The organism is Parasphingopyxis sp. (assembly GCF_052168275.1).
In the GTDB taxonomy this organism is placed as follows: Bacteria; Pseudomonadota; Alphaproteobacteria; order Sphingomonadales; family Sphingomonadaceae; genus Parasphingopyxis.
Genome location: NZ_JBQLZM010000037.1, coordinates 15,938 through 34,354 on the forward strand (window position 1 = coordinate 15,938; position 18,417 = coordinate 34,354).

Below are 18,417 nucleotides of genomic sequence, written 5' to 3' on the forward strand. Positions count from 1 at the left end.
GGGCGCTGCTGCGGGCAAGCTAGGCTTGTGAGCAAAAGAGAATCGGAAATCCGCGCAGCGTTCCGCGAACAGGCGGGTTTTTGCCGCGCCCTGGGCTCGGCGCTGACGGCGGATGCGCTCGACGCGGCGGCCGCGCATTTGAGCGCCGACACCCGAACCGGCGGGCGGGTCTTGGCCTGGCAGGGCGATCCGGCGCCGACCGCCGATGCGCTGGCGCTGCGGCTGGCCGGCGGCCTCCATGCCCTGGCGCGCTCCGGCAGGCACAGGGCGTTGAGCGACGCGTATCGCGGCACGGGCGATGTGGCGGCCGCGGTGGCCGATGCGCTGCGGGTTCACGACGGCTGGCTCGAACCCTGGCTCGATTCGCCGCCGCAGACCAATGAGCCGGGCCGGGCGGCGGCCGTCATGGCGGCGCTGCTCGTCGCCGCGCAGCGCTATCCGATTCCGGTCGAACTGTTCGAGATCGGATCGAGCGCGGGGCTTGTCCTCAATCTCGGCCGGTATCGCTACGATCTGGGCGGCACCCGAGCGGGCGATCCGGCATCGCCGCTGCTGCTGACGCCCGAATGGAGGGGCCCGCCGCCGCCGAGCGCCGATATCGAGATCGTCGCTCGGCGCGGCGTCGATCTGCGGCCGATCGACCTTTCCGATCCGGCCGCCGGCGAGCGGCTGGCGGCCTATTGCTGGGCCGACCAGAAACGGCGCGTCGACAATGCGGATAAGGCGATCGCGCTCGCCCGCCGCCATCCGCCGCCGATCGACAGGGGGGATGCCGCCGACTGGGTTGCGCGCACGCTCGCCGGACCACAGGAAGAGGGCCGGCTGCGCATCTTCTTCCACACGATCACGCTGCAATATCTGCCGGACGCGGCGCAGGACCGGGTGAAGGCGGCGATCGCCGAAGCGGGCGCGCGGGCGCGCGAAAGGCGGCCGTTCGGCTGGATTTCGTTCGAGCTGCCGAAATCGGGCAAGCCGGTGGAGTTGCGGCTCGGGCTGTGGCCGTCCGGCGACGATATCCTGCTCGCCAACGCCCATCCGCACGCGACCTGGATCAAATGGCTCGCGGGCTGAAACGGGACGGGGATGCAGGGCGAGGGAGAGGGAGGGGGCGGTCCGGCCTCGCCCTGCAAACTGGAAGGCTTCGCTCAGCTTTCGTCGATGGCGGGCGTCGGGCGCTCGCTGAGCGCCACGACGACGATGACGCCGCCCGCCATCACGAAATAATAATAGCTGGTGAAGGCTGCGAACCCGAACAGGAACGGCGCGGCCAGGAAGGCAGCGGCCGCGAGCAGGTCGAGGACGAGATGGACGCCGTACGACAGGACCCGTGCCGCGCCGAACGCATAATCGGTGAGCAGGCTGTACAGGACGAGACCCGCGCCGCCCGCGACCGAAAGCCACAGGGCGATCGGCGAGTCCGCGCCGAGACCCAGCAGGAAGGGCAGCACGATCAGCGCGGCGGCGGCGGTATAATCGAGCGCGCCATGGAGTGTCGGGGTGAGAAACTGCAACTTCATGTCGGACGATCCTTTCCTTGGGCGTTACGCCTTAAAGATACAGATCAGTATCGTTTCAGGCGGTGCCGGTCAAGAAAAAGATACGAACCTGTATTGTTTTTTGTAAGCCATTGACTATCAAGGGATTGACGACGGAAGAATCCCGCTGACAGGATGGCATGCATGTCCCGACCCACCGACAATCGGCACCAGAGGCGGCGCAATCCATGAAACGTGCGGAAAAGAAGGACCATCTTATCGAGATCGCGGGCGCGATGTTCGACCGCCACGGCTATAACGGCGTCGGCATCGATCGCATCATCGCCGAATCGGGTATCGCGAAGACGACCCTCTATCGCCATTTCAAGACCAAGGACGAGCTGATCGTCGCGGTGCTGGCGAAGAAGGACGAAGCGTTTCGCGACGCCATGCGGGACTATGCCGAAGCGCGCAGCGACAAACCCGCGGAACAGCTGCTGGCGACGTTCGATTTCCTCGAAGAGTGGTTCCACGACGAGGATTTCTACGGCTGCCCGTTCATGAGCGCGTCGAGCGAATTCAACGATCCGGATCATCCCGTCTTCCAGGAAGCGCGTACGCACAAGCAGTTGGTGGTGGACTTTTTCGAGGAGCTGGCGCGCGCCGCCGGACTGTCCGATCCGGCGTTCGCCGCCGCCGAGGTCAATCTGCTCCACGAGGGCGCGACGGCGGTCGCCCATGTGATGCGCGATCCGTCCGCCGCGCGCACCGCGAAGGCCGCTGCGGCCTGCCTTCTCGTCTGAATCCGTTTCCTAGCGCCAGACGGGGACGAGAAATTGCGGCGGCGCGGCGCGGCCCCAGTAGAAGCCCTGGCCGTAATCCGCCCCGAGCAGTCTCGCCTGTTCGAGCTGGACGTTCGTCTCGATGCCTTCGATGACCGATTTGGTGTGCCGGGCCCGGCAGAATTCGAGGATCCCGGTCAGCATCGACATCGGAATCCGCCCTTCGGCACAGGCCCAGAAGATGCTCTTGTCGATTTTCAGCTCCGAAAAAGGCAGCCGCGAAACGCGGTCGAGATTGGCCATTCCGGTCCCGAAATCGTCGATCGCGATACCGACGCCGAGACTCTCGAGCTCCTCGATCCTGCGGACCAGTTGGTCGAAATCCGCGAGGCGCGAATCCTCGGTCACTTCGACGATGATCCGCTGCGGCGCGACGCGGTAGCGCAGGATGGCCTCGTCGAGCCGCGCCGTGAAATGGCCGCCGGCCAGCACGGCGGCGCTGCAGTTGAGCGAGACCGTATGCGCGCGGCCCGCATGGCGCAGCGCGGAGGCGAAACGCACGGCCGTGCCGATCACGACTTCCGTCGCCGCAAATTCGACATCGACATCGACCAGTTGCGAGAAGATCAGCTCCGGGCTGATCGCGCGGCGGGGCCGGAGGCGGGTCAACGCCTCGAAGCCGACGATCGCGTTGCTCTTGAGATCATGCTTGGACTGGAACTCGACGGCCAGGTTCGGGATCAGTCGGTCGTTTGCGATCAGCGCCCGGATAAAGGCCTCGTCGCCCGCGCCTTCGGCCCGGCGGCCGGTCGGGCAGGTTTCGGCGAGTTCGGCCAGGGCGGCGGCCGAATAGGGCCGGTCGATCGTCCCGAGCACGTCCACGGCATTGTCGCGCGCCGCCTGGGTCGCAGAGCGCGACAGTTCGAGATTCCTGCTGTGCGCGACGATGAGGGGGATCGACGGAGCCGCGACGGCGACCTTCGGAAACAGGCCGAACGCGTCCTTGACGCTGGTTTCGGGATTGACGACGATCATGTCCGGGCCGAATGCGAGCCCCGCCGCCTGGTCTTCCGGAGAGGCGATGCAGGCGGTCGCCAACCCGCCCTGTTCGAGATCGTCCTGCAGCGACCGGGCAAATGCCTCCTCGTCTTCGAGGAACATGATGCGGGGTTCTGCCATGCTGTGCGGCTCCAGTCGGAATCACGCAGGATCGATCGCCCCCCGAATCCGGCGATGTGGTAATCCGAATTTCCAAGCCCCCACGGCCCTTTTGGAAACACGTCGTTTCGGAGTAATTCCAGCTATATACGCGCCGTGCAAGGGGGGAAGGTGGTTACCTTGGCGTTTAACAATGCCGTTCGCCGCAGCCCGTGCACGATCGGCGTCGATCTTTGCCGGGGTCAGGTCGACGACGACTGGGTCAGCGGTTCGTCGGGCATCGGAATCCGTTCCTCGCTGTCGCCGGGAACGACCGGGAAACGCTGCGCCTTCCAGTCCTCGACCGCCTGGCGGATCCGCTCTTTGCGCGACGAGACGAAATTCCAGTAGACGTGGCGCTTCGTCGCGAAGGCCTCGCCGCCGCACAGCATGACCTGCGCGCCGTTCGCCGAGCGCAGCGTCGCCGTCGTTCCCGGCTTGAGCACGTAGAGCGTCCGGCCTTCGAGCGCCGCGCCGTCCAGCGCCGCATCGCCCGATATGATGTAGACGCCCCGCTCGTCGGCGTCGGCGTCGATCGGGATGCTGCCGCCGGCGGACAGTTCGATCGCCGCATAGACCGTGTCCGCATAGGTGGTGACCGGCGCGCGCTCGCCCCAGAGCGTTCCCATGATGACGCGGGCCCGGGCGTCGCCATGATCGATGGTCGGCAGCTCCGCCTTGGCGACATGCTCGAAGGCCGGGTCCGTCTCTTCGTCGGCTTCGGGCAGCGCGAGCCAGGTCTGGATCAGCTTGAGCCCGGTCTCGATCGCCCGGTCGGCGTCCACGCTGCGTTCGGAATGGACGATGCCCCTGCCCGCCGTCATCAGGTTGACCGCGCCCGGCTCGATCACCTGTTCGGTACCCAGCGAGTCGCGGTGCATGATCCGGCCGTCGAACAGATAGGACACGGTGGCCAAGTTGATATGCGGATGCGGGCGCACATCGACGCCATTGCCGGGGGCCAGCGTCGCCGGCCCGGCATCGTCGAAAAAGACGAACGGCCCGACCATCGTCCGGCCCTTCGACGGCAGGACGCGGTTGACGGTAAAGCCGCCCAGATCGTGAGTGCTCGGGCTTATCGTCTCGACGATGGCGTCGGTCATGTCTTGCCTCTCACTCCGGCAGCTTGCTCGGCGCCCGCGCCTTGATCTGCAGCGCGTGGATGCGGTCCTTCAGCAGGTCGCCCAGCGCCCGGTTGACCGCGCGCTGCCGCTCGACCCGGTTCATGTCCTCGAACTGGAGCGCCACGATCTCGACCGTGAAATGCGATTCGCCGCTGCCGTCGTCCCCGGCATGGCCGCGATGCCGGGCGCTGTCGTTGATGACGCGCAGATAGGTCGGGCCGAGGGCCTCGCTCAGGCGCTTTTCGATTTCGGCGGCAACCGGGCCTTTCGATTCTTCGGTCATGGCTCCTATATAGGCATGTCGAACGAAAGGAGCACCCTTGGCCTCGCGCGCGCGCCATGAACGGTTTCACGGCCGGATCGATGACAGCGAACGGATGTGCGATCATCCGGGCTGCAGCGATACGGGCGCATTCCGCGCGCCCAAGACCGGCCACCGCCGCGGCGGGTTCGACGGGCCCGGCGACTATTACTGGCTGTGCCTCGATCATGTCCGCGCGTTCAACGCGGGTTACGACTATTTCGAGGGGATGAGCGAGGAGGAGATCTACAGCCAGCAGCGCCCCTGGTCGGGATGGGATCGCGAGACGCGCGCCTTCGCCGCCAACGGGGCCAGCCCGACGCCGCGCTGGCACGATTTCACCGACCCGCTCGACGCGATCGGGGCGCGCTTCCGGACGGGCGTCCGCAAGCCGCGGACCGACGGCAAACCGCTCACGGACCGCGATCGGGAAAATTTGCAGATTCTCGGTCTCGACGCGAACAGCGACCGGAAGACGCTACGGCGCCGCTATGCCGCGCTGGTTCGCCAATACCATCCTGACAAAAATGGGGGCGATCGGAGCCGGGAGAAGATGTTGCAGCGCGTTATCGACGCCTATACGCAGTTGAAGGACTCGCCCGTTTTTTCCTGATTTGCCGACGCTAGGACGAATGATGAATACCATTGCCAATACGCAGCCCGACAGCCGCGCCGAACCGATCATGGCCGAGCCGGACCTGATGGTGAACGTGCGCGAGCTGTTCGGCATCGATTCGGACATGCAGGTGCCCGCCTTCAGCGAGGCCGACGAGCGCGTGCCCGATCGCGACGAAAGCTATGTCTTCGATCCGGACACGACGCTCGCCATCGCGGCGGGCTTCGCCTTCAACCGGCGCGTCATGATCCAGGGCTATCACGGCACCGGCAAATCGACGCATATCGAGCAGGTCGCCTCGCGCCTCAACTGGCCGTGCATCCGGATCAACCTCGATTCGCATATCAGCCGGATCGATCTGGTCGGCCGCGACGCGATCGTGCTGCGCGACGGCCAGCAGGTCACGGAATTCAGGGAGGGCCTGCTCCCCTGGGCGCTGCAGACGCCGACCGCGCTCGTCTTCGACGAATATGACGCGGGCCGGCCGGACGTGATGTTCGTGATCCAGCGCGTGCTGGAAACCGACGGCAAGCTGACCCTGCTGGACCAGAACCGCGTGATCCGCCCCAATCCCTGGTTCCGCCTGTTCGCGACGTCGAACACCGTCGGGCTGGGCGATACGACGGGCCTCTATCACGGCACGCAGCAGATCAACCAGGGCCAGATGGACCGCTGGAACATCGTCGTCACGTTGAACTATCTGCCGGCGGCGACCGAGGCGAAGATCGTGCTCTCGAAGAACGAGCAATATGACAATGAAACGGGCCACAAGACGGTCGACGACATGGTCAAGGTCGCCGAACTGACCCGCCAGGGCTTCATGGCCGGCGATATCTCGACCGTGATGAGCCCGCGGACCGTCATCACCTGGGCGCAGAACGCGACGATCTTCGGCGATGTCGGCTTCGCCTTCCGCCTCAGCTTCCTCAACAAGTGCGACGAAGCCGAGCGCCCGCTGGTCGCCGAATATTATCAGCGGGTATTCAACACCGACCTGCCGGAGAGCGTGGTGGGGAGCGCGGACTAGACAGCTGCCCATGGCCGATCCCAATCCCCTCGACGAACTGAAGGCGGTGCTCGCCGGCGCGGCGAGGGCGATGGCCGGGGATCCCGAGGTCGAGCTCGCCTTCACCGCCGACGTGCCGGTCTCCAGCGGACGCCATATCAAGGTGCCGATGCCTTCGCGCGGGCTGCCGCCCGACCAGGTCGCCGAGGCGCGGGGATTCGCCGACTCCGCGGCGCTGATGCTGCGCTATCACGACGATGCGATGCACGCGTCGGCGCGGCCGGGCGAGGCGATTGCGCGATCCTGCTTCGATGCGATCGAAAAGGCCCGGGTCGAGGCGCTGGGCGGGCGGCGCTATGCGGGCGTGCGCGGCAATCTGGCCGAAGCGCTCGATCACCGGCTCAAATCCGATCCGATCTCCAAGGCGCGCAACCGCGACGAGGTGCCGCTCGCCTCGGCGGTCGCGCTGATGGTGCGCGAACGGCTGACCGGCGAGGCGGCGCCCGAGCGCGCCCGGGCCGGGCTCGATCTCGTGCGCGACTGGATCGAGGAGAAGGGCGGCGCCGATCTCGATGCGCTCGAAATGCTGCTCGACGACCAGCGCGGTTTCGCCGAGCTGACGACCCGGCTGCTCGAGGATCTCGACCTGATCGACGGCGACATGCAGCCCGACGATGCGGACGAGGGCGGCGACGAGGACGAGGGCGAAGACGAGGACGAAGGCGATACCGACGAGTCCGACGAGGGCGATGCCGGCGCCGAATCGCAGGCCGATGCGCGCGCCGAGACTTCGGAAGAGGAGGGCGATGACGGCGACGGCGAATCGCTCGACGACGAATTCGGCGACATGGACGGCGATCCGATGGACGAAGGCGAGGAGGGCATGCTGCCCGTCCGCCTCAACCGGCCGTTCAGCGAGCTGACGCCCGAATTCAACTATCGCGCCTATACGACGCAGTTCGACGAAACGATCGCGGCCACCGAGCTGTGCGACGAGGAAGAACTCGGGCGGCTGCGCGCCTATCTCGACCAGCAGCTCGTCCACCTGCAGGGCGCGGTGACGAAGCTCGCCAACCGGCTGCAGCGGCGGCTGATGGCGCAGCAGTCGCGGTCCTGGAATTTCGACCAGGAGGAGGGGCTGCTCGATGCGGCGCGGCTCTCGCGCGTGATCGTCAACCCGGCCCATTCGCTGTCCTACAAGGTCGAGACCGATACCGAGTTTCGCGATACGGTCGTTACCCTGCTGATCGACAATTCGGGCTCGATGCGCGGGCGGCCGATCTCGATCGCGGCGATCTCGGCCGATATCATGGCGCGGACGCTCGAGCGGGTCGGCGTGAAGACCGAGATCCTCGGATTTACGACCCGCGCCTGGAAAGGCGGGCAGGCGCGCGAGCAATGGCTGGCCGACGGCCGCCCCGCGAGCCCGGGCCGATTGAACGATCTCCGCCACATCATCTACAAACAGGCCGACGAGCCCTGGCGCCGCGCGCGCAAGAGCCTCGGCCTGATGATGCGCGAGGGGCTGCTCAAGGAGAATATCGACGGCGAGGCGCTGTTATGGGCGCATAACCGGCTGATCGCGCGGTCCGAGGAACGCCGGATCCTGATGGTGATCTCGGATGGCGCGCCGGTCGACGATTCGACGCTGTCGGTGAACAGCGGCAGCTATCTCGAAAAGCATCTGCGCCAGGTGATCGCCTGGATCGAAAACCGGTCCCCGGTCGAGCTCGTCGCGATCGGCATCGGGCACGACGTGACCCGCTATTACGAACGCGCGGTTACGATCATGGACGCCGAACAGCTGGGCGGGACGATGGTGGAACAGCTGGCAAGCCTGTTCGACGAGCCGCCGAAATAGGGCCGCGCCGGCAACGCGCTTGCAATGTTGGAAAATGTGGAGTGCAGTCGGGCGCGGACCGGTCGGCGTACGGGCCGTTTTCGGGGCGCCGGATCGATCCGGAAAATAACCGGCTGTGTGTTAACTATGTAAACTTTGCACGGCATTCTCGCGCGCCGGACGGAATTCGGGGGCCGGCGCAGATACGCGCGCCGGACGGAATTCGGGGGCCGGCGCAGATACGCGCGCCGACCCCCTCATCCTCGATACGCAACCCGAGGATTAGCCTGTTTGGGCAGTCGGTCGGCCTAGCAGTCGCGATCGATCGCGCGGCCCGCGAGTGCGCCGGCCACGCCGCCGATAACGGCGCCCGCGGTGCCGTCTCCGCGCCGGCCGTAGCGGCCCCGGTCGCCGCGCGCGATCTCGCGGCCAAGCAGCGCCCCGGCGATGCCGCCGATGATCGTGCCGCCCGTGCCATTGTCGCGGCAGCGGCCGCGATAGTAGCGCCGGTCGCGATAGTCGCGCCGGCTGTACCGGCGGCCGTCATAATAGTCGCCGCGCCGGTAGCGCTGCCGGTCGTAGCGGCGATCATATCGCCGGTCGTAGCGGTCGCCGCGCCGATAATCCCGCCGATCGTAGCGGTCGTCGTAACGATCGTCGTAGCGGCTCTCGTAATAGCGGCCGTCATAATAGCCGTCCCCCGCATGGGCCGCGGCGGGCACCAGCATCGTTCCGGCGAGCGCCGCGGTTGCGGCCAGGGCGATTTTCTTCAATGCCATCTCAAATCTCCAAAGCGTCTTCAAAAGCCGTCTCACATCTGGCGTGGCGGGTTTCGCTCCAGGCAGCTCCCGTCGACGCATCGCCCTTATGGATGTGGTTAGCGGAACCTTGTCTGAACGATGCTGTTGTCCGCCGTTCAGCTTGGCCCGTGTTTCGGCTGTGCGGTCGCCCGTGCCGATGGTAGGGAATGGCGATGATCCGCCGTATCGCCGCCGCCCTTTCGATTTTCCTCGTCGCCGGATCGATTCTCGTCATCGGCCAGGGCGCGGGAGCACCGGCCGACGGGCCGTTCGCGATTCATGCCGAGCCGGTCGTGCTGGATCCCGCCGATCCCGGGCGCCGCGATATCGGGGGGCTGCGCTATCTCGGCGGCTGGGTGCTGACCAGCGACGATCCGGATTTCGGCGGTATCTCCGCCATGGCGCTGGCGGGCGACGGTTTTGTGGCGGTCAGCGATGCCGGCGGCCTGTTCCGTTTCGCGCTCGACGGGGACGCGATTTCCCGGGCCGACATCGCGCGCCTGCCGACCGGGCCCGCGCCCGAAGATGGCGGCCCGGTCCGCAAGCGCGATCGCGACGCCGAGGCGCTCGCTCATGATCCCGAAACCGGGTGCTACTGGGTCGCCTTCGAGCGTGCCAACGGCGTGTGGCGCTTCGACGCGGAGTTCGCCGCGTCCGATGCCGACCATGCGCCGGGTGCGATGGAGGACTGGCCGAACAATGGCGGCGCGGAAGCGATGGTAAGGCTCGACGACGGCCGGTTCCTGATCTTTTCGGAAGCCGGCGACGGCCCCGGCGATTCGCGCGAGGTCCTGCTCTTTGCCGGCGATCCGAGCGAGCGCGGCGATGCGCCGGTCCGGCTCGGCTATCGCCCGCCCGGCGACCATCGGATCACCGACGCAGCCCTGCTGCCCGACGGACGGCTGCTCGTGCTCAATCGCGATTTCAGCCTGGTGGCGGGCGTCTCGGTGATCGTGTCGATCGTCGCGCTCGACGATTTGGCGGCGGGGACCATCCTGACCGGGAATGTCGTCGCACGATTCGATCCGCCGCTGACCGTCGACAATATGGAGGCGCTGGCGGTCGATGCGCGCGATGGGCGGACGATCGTCTGGATGGCGTCGGACAACAATTTCAATCCGCTGCAGCGCAGCCTGCTGATGCAGTTCGAACTGATCGAGGACGCGCGGTGATTCGCCGCCCGCGTATCAGGGCGCGATGCGCCCGGAGAAAATGGTGGGCAGGGTAGGGGTTACACCTACATCAGACCGTAATCCGCGGCCTGCTCTGATTGAGCTACCCGCCCGAGCCGATAGCTTTTGCCTATCTCGACGATTTGGCAAGGCTATGACCGGCGACGGGCGGCGCCTGTCCCGATCATGGACAGCCGTCGGTCTTGGCCGGCCCTGTCGGATTGTCCAACGGAATGAGCGGCTTGTCGGGCTGACGGACGCTGCATATGCGCGTCCGGACCGGAAATCCGGGCGAAGACAGAGCGTTTCGGGCGGCGCGCGGGCCGGGTGTCAGGCGGCCTGTTTGCCGGCGATCTCGCGCTTGACCTTGCGGGCCTTGGGGCTGAGCTTGTCGTCGGCCGTCTTCAGCAGCCAGTTGTCGAGCCCGCCGACATGTTCGACCGAACGCAGTCCGTTGGTCGACACGCGGAACTTGAAGCTCCGTTCGAGCGCTTCGGACATCAACGTGACATTCTGCAAATTCGGCAGAAACGTCTTCTTCGTCCTGTTATTGGCGTGGGACACATTCATTCCCACCAGCCGACCCTTGCCGGTCAGTTCGCAAATACGCGACATAGTCTCAATCCTGAAATCACGGGTTTCCCGGAAAGCGGCGCAGATAGCCATACCGGCCCGTTTCGTCAAGCGCAGCAGTAGCCAATGGGAACCTTTGGCGGTAAGGCCGGTTGGTGCATTTTGGCACTCAAGGAGAAATTTTATGCGTATCGCTTTTGCACTTGCGCTGCTGGCAGTTCCGCTGGCCGCGTGCGACGTGGATCAGACCGAAGAGGCCGAACTGCCCGAGGTCGATGTCGAAGGCGGCAATATGCCGGAGTTCGAGGTCGATACCGCCGACATCGAAGTCGGCAGCGAAACGATGGAAGTCGAAGTGCCGACAATCGATGTCGAGCCGGCCGATGCGGGTGACGAAGCGCCCGAATAACAATATTGTTCACGGGGGCAGCGAAAGACTAGGCACGGGCCATGGCATTTCCGCTGCCCCCGCCCATGCACCGCGCGCTCGAACTCGCCGAACTGGCCGCGAAGGCATCCGAAGTGCCGGTCGGCGCGGTGATCACGCGCGGCGGTGATATCGTCGCGGAAGCCGCGAACGGTATGCGCGCCAGCGGCGATCCGACCAGCCATGCCGAAATGCGCGCGATTCGCGCCGCGCTCGCCGAGCTGGGCACCGGCCGGCTCGACGGCTGCGACCTCTGGGTCACGCTTGAGCCGTGCGCGATGTGCGCCGGCGCCATCGCCCATGCCCGGCTCGACCGGCTCTATTACGGCGCGCCCGATCCCAAGGGCGGCGCGGTGGAACACGGCCCGCGATTTTTCGCCCAGCCCACCTGCCATCACCGGCCCGAAATCTATCCGGGAATCGGGCAGGAACGGGCGGCGGCGCTGCTCACCGAATTCTTCCGTGAAAGGCGCGATTAGAGAAAAGAGGGCGCCCGGCATGTGCCGGACGCCCTCGATATTGTCCGCATAGGACGGCGGTCAGTCGCCGACCGCGTTCACGTCCTGCTGGGTGATCGGCACGATGCGGATCTCGACGCGGCGGTTCTGCTGCTTGCCGGCCGCCGTCGCATTGCTCGCGATCGGCTGGCTCTCGCCAAAGCCTTCGGTCGCGATCCGCGCGCGGTTGACGCCGCGGCTCGCCAGATAGCTGGCCACCGACTGCGCCCGCCGGTTCGACAGGTCGAGATTGTAGCTGTCCGACCCGTCCGAATCGGTGTGGCCGTACACGTCGATATAGGTTTCCGGATAGCTGGAGAGCGTCTGGGCGATCTCGTCCAGCGTCGTCCGGAACTGCGGGCGGATGGCGCTCGAATCGACATCGAACTCGGCAACTGAACCCGGCATCTGGAGATAGAGATTGTCCCCCTCGCGGATGACGTTGGTGTCGGTGCCCGCGGTCGCCTCTTCCAGCTCGCGCTGCTGCCGGTCCATATAGGTGCCGATCGCGATACCGGCGACCGCGCCGAGGCCCGCTCCCACGATCCGTTCGGTCCGGTCGCGGCGCCCGCCGACGAGGTCGCCGAGCAGATAGCCGCCGACCGCGCCCGCGACGCCGCCGATGGCCGCGCGCGAAATTCGCTGGTTTCCGGTTTCCGGATTGGTGGTGCAGGCGGTGGTCGCGCCGAGCATGGCGATCGCCGCCGTTCCCGCCAATAGCCCCTTTGAAAGTCTCACTGTCTGTCTCCTCCACTCTGATGGGATGCTTAACCAAAAGCCTCAATGCGCCGCTTGTTCCCCGTCAATCGTGAACAGAAGCTGATCATGCGCTTGTCCCGCCAGACAAAAGCGGGCAAATGGGCGGAACCCGTCCATCATGCCACCCGATCTATCACCCTTTCCCTGGTTCGATCTCTGCATCATTCTTGCATTGGTCCTGCTCAACGGCGTCTTCGCGATGTCCGAACTCGCGATCGTCTCGTCGCGCCGCGCGCGGCTTCAGGCGATGGTCAAGGACGGCCGTTCGGGCGCCCAGACCGCGATCGATCTCGCCTCCGAACCGGGGCGCTTCCTGTCGACCGTCCAGATCGGCATCACGCTGATCGGCATTCTCGCCGGCGCCTATTCGGGCGCCAGCCTGGGCGGGCCGGTTGGCGACCGGCTGGCGTTGCTGGGTGTCGAACCGCCGATGGCGCAGACGCTCGGTTTCGCGCTGGTAATCGTTCTGACGACCTATGCGTCGCTGGTGATCGGCGAGCTGGTTCCGAAACAGCTGGCGTTGCGCAATCCGGAGCGGGTCGCGGTGGTCGTCGCGCTGCCGATGCGCTGGCTGGCAACCTTCACGGCGCCGCTGGTATGGCTGATGGACCGCACCAGCGCGCTGATCTTCCGCCTGCTCCGCATGAGCCGCAAACCGCAGTCCAGGGTCACCGCCGAAGAGCTGCACATGCTGGTGGCGGAGGCGACGAAGTCGGGCGTGATCGAGGAGAGCGAGCGCGCGATCATATCGGGCGTGGTCCGGCTTGCCGACCGGCCCGTCCGCGAGGTGATGACGCCGCGGACCGAGGTCGACTGGATCGAAGCCTCGTCGAGCCCCAACGAGATCCGCGAAGCGCTGCTCGCGACCCCGCACACGCGGCTGCCGGTGGCCGAAGGGTCGGTCGACGAGATCATCGGAGTCGTCCAGGCGCGCGATATCGTCTCGGCGCTGTTCGAGGGGCGTTCGCTCGATCTGCGCCAGCTGATGCGCGAGGCGCCGATCGTTCCCGACCAGGTCGACGCGATGGATGCACTCGAGGCGTTGCGCGAATCGGATGTGCCGATGGCGCTGGTTCACGACGAATATGGTCATTTCGAGGGGCTGATGACGCCGCTCGACCTGCTGATAGCGGTGGCGGGCGAGTTCGTGTCCGATCAGGAGATCGGCACCGACCCGGCCTTTGTCGAGCGGGCCGACGGCAGCTGGCTCTTTTCCGGTTCGCTGGCGGCCGACAACATGGCGGAAAAGCTCGGCATCGATCTGCCCGAGGACCGCGACTACGCAACCGTGGCGGGGTTTGCGCTGTCGGTACTCAAACGCCTTCCGACGACCGGCGAGCTGTTCGAACGCGACGGCTGGCATTTCGAGGTGGTCGACATGGACGGCCGCAAGATCGACAAGCTGCTCGCGCAGCGATCCAAGACGGCCGATCGCACTTGAAGCCCGACACCTGATGTATTACATATGTAATACACCAAGTGGAGAAAAACCGTGTTGCGGATAATCCTGTCGATCATCGCAGCGATCATATTGCTGGTCATTGCCGTCAACGTCGTGAAATCGGTGTTCGCGCTGGTTTTCTACGGTCTCGCGCTGTTTCTCGTCGGCTATGTGGTCTGGTACTTTCTCAGCGGGTCGAAACGCGGCGGATAACGGCTGCCGGACCATCAGGCCGCGCGGCTGCTGAGCTTCTTCTGGCGCCGCCGTTCGACCGAAGAGCCGATTCCCATCGCTTCGCGATATTTCGCGACCGTGCGGCGGGCAATATCGAAACCCTTGTCCCTGAGCAGCGCGACGAGCTTGTCGTCCGACAGGATCTTGTCCTCGTTCTCGATCAATGTGCGGATATGGCTCTTCACGGCCTCCGATGAGGCCGCCTCGCCGTCTTCGCCCGTCCTGATACCGCTGGTGAAGAAATATTTGAGCTCGAATATCCCGCGGTCGCAGGACAGATATTTGTTCGACGTCGCCCGGCTCACGGTCGATTCATGCATGTCGATCGCCTCGGCGATCTCGCGCAGGGTCAGCGGTTTGAGATGGGTCACGCCTTTGCGGAAAAAGTCCGTCTGGCGCTTCACCAGTTCGCCGGCCACCTTGACGATCGTGCGCGCGCGCTGGTCGAGCGCCCGGGTCAGCCAGTTGGCGTTGGCGAGGCATTCGTTGAGCCAGGCCCGGCTCTCTTCATCGTCGCCGGCTTCCGACATTTCGTGATAATAGCTGCGATTGACGATCAGGCGCGGCAGGGTCGCGTTGTTGAGTTCGACGGCCCACCCCGTCTTCCCCGGCGCGACGAAGATATCCGGCACGACGGCCTGGACCGGTTCGCCGCCAAACTGGCAGCCGGGCTTGGGATCGTAGTCGCGCAGCTCGGCGATCATATCGGCCATGTCCTCGTCGTCGACGCCGCACATCCGCTTCAACCGCCCAAGCTCGCCACGCGCCAGCAGATCGAGATTGTCGATCAGCCGCGCCATGGCGGGATCGTAGCGGTCGGCCTCGCGGGCCTGGATGGCCAGGCATTCCGACAGGTCGCGCGCGCCGACCCCGGTCGGTTCGAACGTCTGGATCACACCCAGCACCCGCTCGAGATCGGCCATCGGGACGCCGAGCTGATGCGAGAGGCGAAGCAGGTCGGCGCGCAGATAACCGGTTTCGTCGATCCGCTCGATAAGCTGGCCCGCGATCAGATACTCCTGCCCCGACAAGGTGCCGCCGGCCTGGGCGAGCAGGTGATCGTGCAGCGATATGTCGGCGGCGGCGAACAGGTCGAGATCGGGGCCGTCCTCGCCGCCGCTGCGTCCGTCGATCCCGGTCATGCCGAGCGCGCCGTCCATCCCGGCGTCGGATCCGCTATCGTCGGAGAGCGCGCTTTCCTCGATATCGAGCCGGGCCTCGTCGTCGGCGCCACCGTCGCGGACGAGTGTGTCGGCGGTCGCCGGATCGGGCGCGTCCCCGAAGCCGTCGCCTTCTTCGCCCGGCGTCGCCGCTTCGCGCTGCTCGTCGCCGGCGGCATCGAGCAGCGGGTTCTTCTCCAGCTCCTCGGCGATGAATCCTTCGATTTCGAGATTCGACAGCGCCAGCAGCTTGATCGCCTGCTGGAGTTGCGGCGTCATCACCAGAGACTGGCTCTGCCGGAGGTCGAGGCGTGGTCCTAGTGCCATGCCGGCACCCTAAACTGTGAACCCTTCGCCGAGGTAAAGCCGTCGTACCTCGTCATTGGCGACCAGATCGTCGGGAGAGCCTGAAAACAACACCTTACCGTCATAGATGATACAGGCCTGGTCGACGATACCCAGCGTTTCGCGGACGTTATGATCTGTGATCAGCACGCCGATATTGCGGTTTTTCAGATCGGCGACGAGTTCGCGGATATCGGCGATCGAGATCGGGTCGATCCCGGCGAACGGTTCGTCGAGCAGCATGATGGACGGGTTCGCCGCCAGTGCCCGCGCGATCTCGCAACGCCGCCGTTCGCCGCCCGACAGCGCCATCGCCGCCGAATCGCGCAGGTGAGCGATCGAAAATTCCTCCAGCAGCTTTTCGAGCCGTTCGGCGCGCGCGTCGGGATCGGGTTCGCTCATCTCGAGCACGGCCGCGATATTCTTTTCCACGCTCAACCCGCGGAAGATCGAGGTTTCCTGGGGCAGATAGCCGAGGCCGAGGATCGCGCGGCGATACATGGGGAGGCCCGTAATGTCGGCGCCATCGAGCATGATGCGCCCGGAATCGGGCCGCACCAGTCCCATGATCGAATAGAAGCAGGTCGTCTTGCCCGCGCCGTTCGGACCGAGCAGGCCGAGCACATGGCCGCGCCCGATATGCAGCGAAACGTCCGACAGGACCTGTTTCTTGTCGTAGGATTTGGCGATCGATACGACCGACAGCCCCTCGGTCTCGGTATCGAGCCCGGCAGGAGTCTCCGGAGGATCGATGATCTCGGCTTTGTTCATGGTTTCGCTATTTGGCATCATCCGTGCATGTTGGGAAGCAGCCGGGAGGTTTCAATTGTCCCGGCCGGTTTCGTCCCGATTAGCCTAGTTGTTCCGCTGGGGCACGGTGAACCGGCCCGTCACGCGTCCGGTTTCGGTTCCTTGCGTGACGATGCCGTCGCCACCCTGGGATCGGCCGTCGATGACCGCCCGTCCCGTATCGAGATCGATGACCAGGCGACCGCCGCGGATTACGTTGCCCCCTTGGTTCAGCTCGACGCCGCCGATCAGCGTGATCAGCCGGCGGTTGAGGTCGTAGACGCCGAACTGGCCGCGCGCGGTTTCGCTCGGGCTGCGGACGAACACCCCGCCGCTTGCATCGAGCCGCTGCACTTCGACACCGCCCGCGACGCTGCCCGAATAGGCGACCGTGATGCGCGCGGCATCGAGCGACAGGTTGCCCTGGCGCACCTGGACGTTGCCGGAAAAGATCGCGCGGTCGGCCCGATCCTGCACCTCGATCCGGTCGGCCGCGACGTCGACGGGTGCATTGGTGTTGAGGCCGCCAAGCGCCGACTGGCTCGAGGCCGGCACGGCGGCCAGCATCGTCAGTGCGAATCCGGTGACAAGCGGCAGAAGAGGGGATCGGGTCATGACCGCTATCTGCCCGCGCCTTGGACGATGCGCAAGCGTGCGTCGCCTTCGAGAAAAACCGTGCGTGTCGGCAGGTCGACCCGCATGCTGTCCGCGCTGAAGACCCCAAGCGGAATCTGGCCGTCGACCTCGCCCGCGCTGCGCATCTCGCGCTCGTCGAGCCGCACCAGCACGTTGCTCGTCCGCAACCGATAACCGTCGGCGGCCCGGAACTCGAGCGGACCGTCTATGGTGACGATCTCGTCCTCGAGATCGTAGAATCCGCGATTGGCGACGATGAAGGCAAGTCCGTCTTCCAGTTCGAGCTGGGCCGACAGATCCTCGAGCTCGACGATCGGGGTCGCCGAGCTGCGCTGCAGGGCCGAGGCCGCGTTCAGTTCGAACGGCCGGCCGGCGCCGTCGGCGCCGCTGTACCGGGCGGCCTCGACGCGCAGCCGCTCCGAAGCGATTTCGACATTGTCGCGCGACAGGAGAAAGCTCAGCTCGTTGCTCTGTTGCAGCGGGGCCATTGCGAGAAACGCGGCGAGAATGCCGATCGCGCCGGGCAGGATGACCTGCAGATATTTGACGATCCGGTCGTGCCGCCCGCCGGGCGCCGCCCAGTGCTGGCGGCGGTCCAGCCTTTTTCTCGCTGCCTCAGACATGGGCGAAGATGTCGATCTCCGGCCAGCCGGCGAGATCGAGGCGCGCCCGGTGGGGGAGGAAATCGAAACAGGCCTGGGCGAGGTGCATGCGTCCCTCGCGCTCGAGCCGTTCGTCGAGCTGTTCCTTCAGCCGGTGCAGAAACCGGACATCGGATGCCGCATAGTCCTTCTGCGCGTCGCTCAGATCCGGCGCGCCCCAGTCCGACGATTGCTGCTGCTTGGATATCTCCGCGCCCAGCAGTTCGCGGCAGAGCTCCTTGAGGCCGTGCCGATCGGTATAGGTGCGCACGAGCCGCGAGGCGATCTTCGTGCAATAGACGGGTGCCGCCGTGACGCCGAGATAATGCTCGATCGCGGCGAGATCGAACCGGGCGAAATGATAGAGTTTGAGCCGCTCGGGATCTCCCAGCAGCGCCTTCAGATTGGGAGCCGCATAGTCGCTGTCGGGCGCGAAACGCACCAGATGCTCGTCGCCGCCGCCGTCGGAGAGCTGGACGACGCACAGCCGGTCGCGCGGCGTCTGCAGCCCCATGGTTTCGGTGTCGATGGCGATCGCGCCGGCGCCCAAGGCGCCGGCGGGCAAATCTTCTTCGTGAAAATATACGGTCATGCCAGCGCAC

At 65.8% G+C, this 18,417-nt stretch carries 22 protein-coding genes; 10 read left to right on the forward strand and 12 right to left on the reverse strand.

Annotated features, from left to right (window positions below; translation table 11 throughout):
• Positions 1-27 precede the first annotated feature (27 nt).
• A complete protein-coding gene (locus ACTS1X_RS03220) occupies positions 28-1,071 on the forward strand; it encodes a DUF2332 domain-containing protein (protein ID WP_442612940.1) in 1,044 nt (347 codons plus the stop codon).
• A 74-nt stretch (positions 1,072-1,145) separates the two neighbouring features.
• Here ACTS1X_RS03220 and ACTS1X_RS03225 read toward each other — a convergent pair whose 3' ends face one another.
• Positions 1,146-1,517, reverse strand: coding sequence for an SPW repeat domain-containing protein (locus ACTS1X_RS03225; RefSeq protein WP_442612941.1), 372 nt, complete (start codon positions 1,515-1,517; stop codon positions 1,146-1,148).
• A 206-nt stretch (positions 1,518-1,723) separates the two neighbouring features.
• On the opposite strand from ACTS1X_RS03225, the gene ACTS1X_RS03230 reads away from it, so the two are divergent.
• Positions 1,724-2,278 carry a TetR/AcrR family transcriptional regulator gene (locus tag ACTS1X_RS03230; protein WP_442612942.1) on the forward strand — a complete coding sequence of 185 codons (555 nt, stop codon included), beginning with the start codon at positions 1,724-1,726 and terminating at the stop codon, positions 2,276-2,278.
• A gap of 9 nt (positions 2,279-2,287) precedes the next feature.
• On the opposite strand, the gene ACTS1X_RS03235 is transcribed toward ACTS1X_RS03230, so the two are convergent.
• From ACTS1X_RS03235 to ACTS1X_RS03245, 3 genes are all read right to left on the reverse strand, one after another.
• Positions 2,288-3,436, reverse strand: coding sequence for an EAL domain-containing protein (locus tag ACTS1X_RS03235; RefSeq protein WP_442612943.1), 1,149 nt, complete (start codon positions 3,434-3,436; stop codon positions 2,288-2,290).
• Between the two features lie 221 nt (positions 3,437-3,657).
• The gene (locus ACTS1X_RS03240; protein ID WP_442612944.1) at positions 3,658-4,557 is read right to left on the reverse strand and encodes a pirin family protein; all 900 of its coding nucleotides are present in this window, start codon (positions 4,555-4,557) and stop codon (positions 3,658-3,660) included.
• Between the two features lie 10 nt (positions 4,558-4,567).
• A complete protein-coding gene (locus ACTS1X_RS03245; RefSeq protein WP_442612945.1) occupies positions 4,568-4,861 on the reverse strand; it encodes a BolA family protein in 294 nt (97 codons plus the stop codon).
• Positions 4,862-4,955: 94 nt separating this feature from the next.
• Here ACTS1X_RS03245 and ACTS1X_RS03250 point away from each other — a divergent pair, with 94 nt between their 5' ends.
• The 3 genes from ACTS1X_RS03250 to cobT are packed head-to-tail and all read left to right on the forward strand — an operon-like array spanning position 4,956 to position 8,362.
• The gene (locus tag ACTS1X_RS03250; RefSeq protein WP_442612987.1) at positions 4,956-5,492 is read left to right on the forward strand and encodes a J domain-containing protein; all 537 of its coding nucleotides are present in this window, start codon (positions 4,956-4,958) and stop codon (positions 5,490-5,492) included.
• 22 nt (positions 5,493-5,514) lie between these two features.
• Entirely contained in the window at positions 5,515-6,522 is a 1,008-nt protein-coding gene (gene cobS / locus ACTS1X_RS03255; RefSeq protein ID WP_442612988.1) for a cobaltochelatase subunit CobS, read from the forward strand.
• A 10-nt stretch (positions 6,523-6,532) separates the two neighbouring features.
• Entirely contained in the window at positions 6,533-8,362 is a 1,830-nt protein-coding gene (cobT, locus tag ACTS1X_RS03260; protein ID WP_442612946.1) for a cobaltochelatase subunit CobT, read from the forward strand.
• Positions 8,363-8,649: 287 nt separating this feature from the next.
• Here the strand turns inward: cobT and ACTS1X_RS03265 are convergent, their stop codons facing one another.
• Entirely contained in the window at positions 8,650-9,120 is a 471-nt protein-coding gene (locus tag ACTS1X_RS03265; RefSeq protein WP_442612947.1) for a hypothetical protein, read from the reverse strand.
• Positions 9,121-9,314: 194 nt separating this feature from the next.
• On the opposite strand from ACTS1X_RS03265, the gene ACTS1X_RS03270 reads away from it, so the two are divergent.
• Positions 9,315-10,313 (forward strand): esterase-like activity of phytase family protein, encoded by a 999-nt coding sequence (locus ACTS1X_RS03270; protein WP_442612948.1) that lies wholly within the window; start codon positions 9,315-9,317, stop codon positions 10,311-10,313.
• Between the two features lie 330 nt (positions 10,314-10,643).
• Here ACTS1X_RS03270 and rpmB read toward each other — a convergent pair whose 3' ends face one another.
• Positions 10,644-10,928 (reverse strand): 50S ribosomal protein L28, encoded by a 285-nt coding sequence (rpmB, locus tag ACTS1X_RS03275; RefSeq protein WP_442612949.1) that lies wholly within the window; start codon positions 10,926-10,928, stop codon positions 10,644-10,646.
• Positions 10,929-11,070: 142 nt separating this feature from the next.
• Here rpmB and ACTS1X_RS03280 point away from each other — a divergent pair, with 142 nt between their 5' ends.
• Positions 11,071-11,295 (forward strand): hypothetical protein, encoded by a 225-nt coding sequence (locus tag ACTS1X_RS03280; protein WP_442612950.1) that lies wholly within the window; start codon positions 11,071-11,073, stop codon positions 11,293-11,295.
• Between the two features lie 41 nt (positions 11,296-11,336).
• The gene (locus ACTS1X_RS03285; RefSeq protein ID WP_442612951.1) at positions 11,337-11,792 is read left to right on the forward strand and encodes a nucleoside deaminase; all 456 of its coding nucleotides are present in this window, start codon (positions 11,337-11,339) and stop codon (positions 11,790-11,792) included.
• Between the two features lie 60 nt (positions 11,793-11,852).
• On the opposite strand, the gene ACTS1X_RS03290 is transcribed toward ACTS1X_RS03285, so the two are convergent.
• Entirely contained in the window at positions 11,853-12,503 is a 651-nt protein-coding gene (locus tag ACTS1X_RS03290) for an OmpA family protein (protein WP_442612989.1), read from the reverse strand.
• Positions 12,504-12,687: 184 nt separating this feature from the next.
• On the opposite strand from ACTS1X_RS03290, the gene ACTS1X_RS03295 reads away from it, so the two are divergent.
• Together ACTS1X_RS03295 and ACTS1X_RS03300 are read left to right on the forward strand one after the other, a co-directional pair.
• Positions 12,688-14,010 carry a hemolysin family protein gene (locus tag ACTS1X_RS03295; protein WP_442612952.1) on the forward strand — a complete coding sequence of 441 codons (1,323 nt, stop codon included), beginning with the start codon at positions 12,688-12,690 and terminating at the stop codon, positions 14,008-14,010.
• A gap of 51 nt (positions 14,011-14,061) precedes the next feature.
• A complete protein-coding gene (locus ACTS1X_RS03300) occupies positions 14,062-14,223 on the forward strand; it encodes a hypothetical protein (RefSeq protein WP_442612953.1) in 162 nt (53 codons plus the stop codon).
• 14 nt (positions 14,224-14,237) lie between these two features.
• Here ACTS1X_RS03300 and rpoN read toward each other — a convergent pair whose 3' ends face one another.
• The 5 genes from rpoN to ACTS1X_RS03325 form a co-directional block, all read right to left on the reverse strand.
• Complete coding sequence (rpoN, locus tag ACTS1X_RS03305) at positions 14,238-15,731, reverse strand: RNA polymerase factor sigma-54 (protein ID WP_442612954.1); 1,494 nt, start codon at positions 15,729-15,731, stop codon at positions 14,238-14,240.
• 9 nt (positions 15,732-15,740) lie between these two features.
• Positions 15,741-16,520 carry an LPS export ABC transporter ATP-binding protein gene (gene lptB, locus ACTS1X_RS03310; RefSeq protein WP_442612955.1) on the reverse strand — a complete coding sequence of 260 codons (780 nt, stop codon included), beginning with the start codon at positions 16,518-16,520 and terminating at the stop codon, positions 15,741-15,743.
• Between the two features lie 84 nt (positions 16,521-16,604).
• Positions 16,605-17,153, reverse strand: coding sequence for an LptA/OstA family protein (locus ACTS1X_RS03315; RefSeq protein ID WP_442612956.1), 549 nt, complete (start codon positions 17,151-17,153; stop codon positions 16,605-16,607).
• Positions 17,154-17,158: 5 nt separating this feature from the next.
• Complete coding sequence (locus tag ACTS1X_RS03320) at positions 17,159-17,797, reverse strand: LPS export ABC transporter periplasmic protein LptC (RefSeq protein ID WP_442612957.1); 639 nt, start codon at positions 17,795-17,797, stop codon at positions 17,159-17,161.
• Positions 17,790-18,407, reverse strand: coding sequence for a ribonuclease D (locus tag ACTS1X_RS03325; RefSeq protein ID WP_442612958.1), 618 nt, complete (start codon positions 18,405-18,407; stop codon positions 17,790-17,792). The genes ACTS1X_RS03320 and ACTS1X_RS03325 overlap by 8 nt, the downstream gene beginning before the upstream one ends.
• Positions 18,408-18,417: the final 10 nt, after the last annotated feature.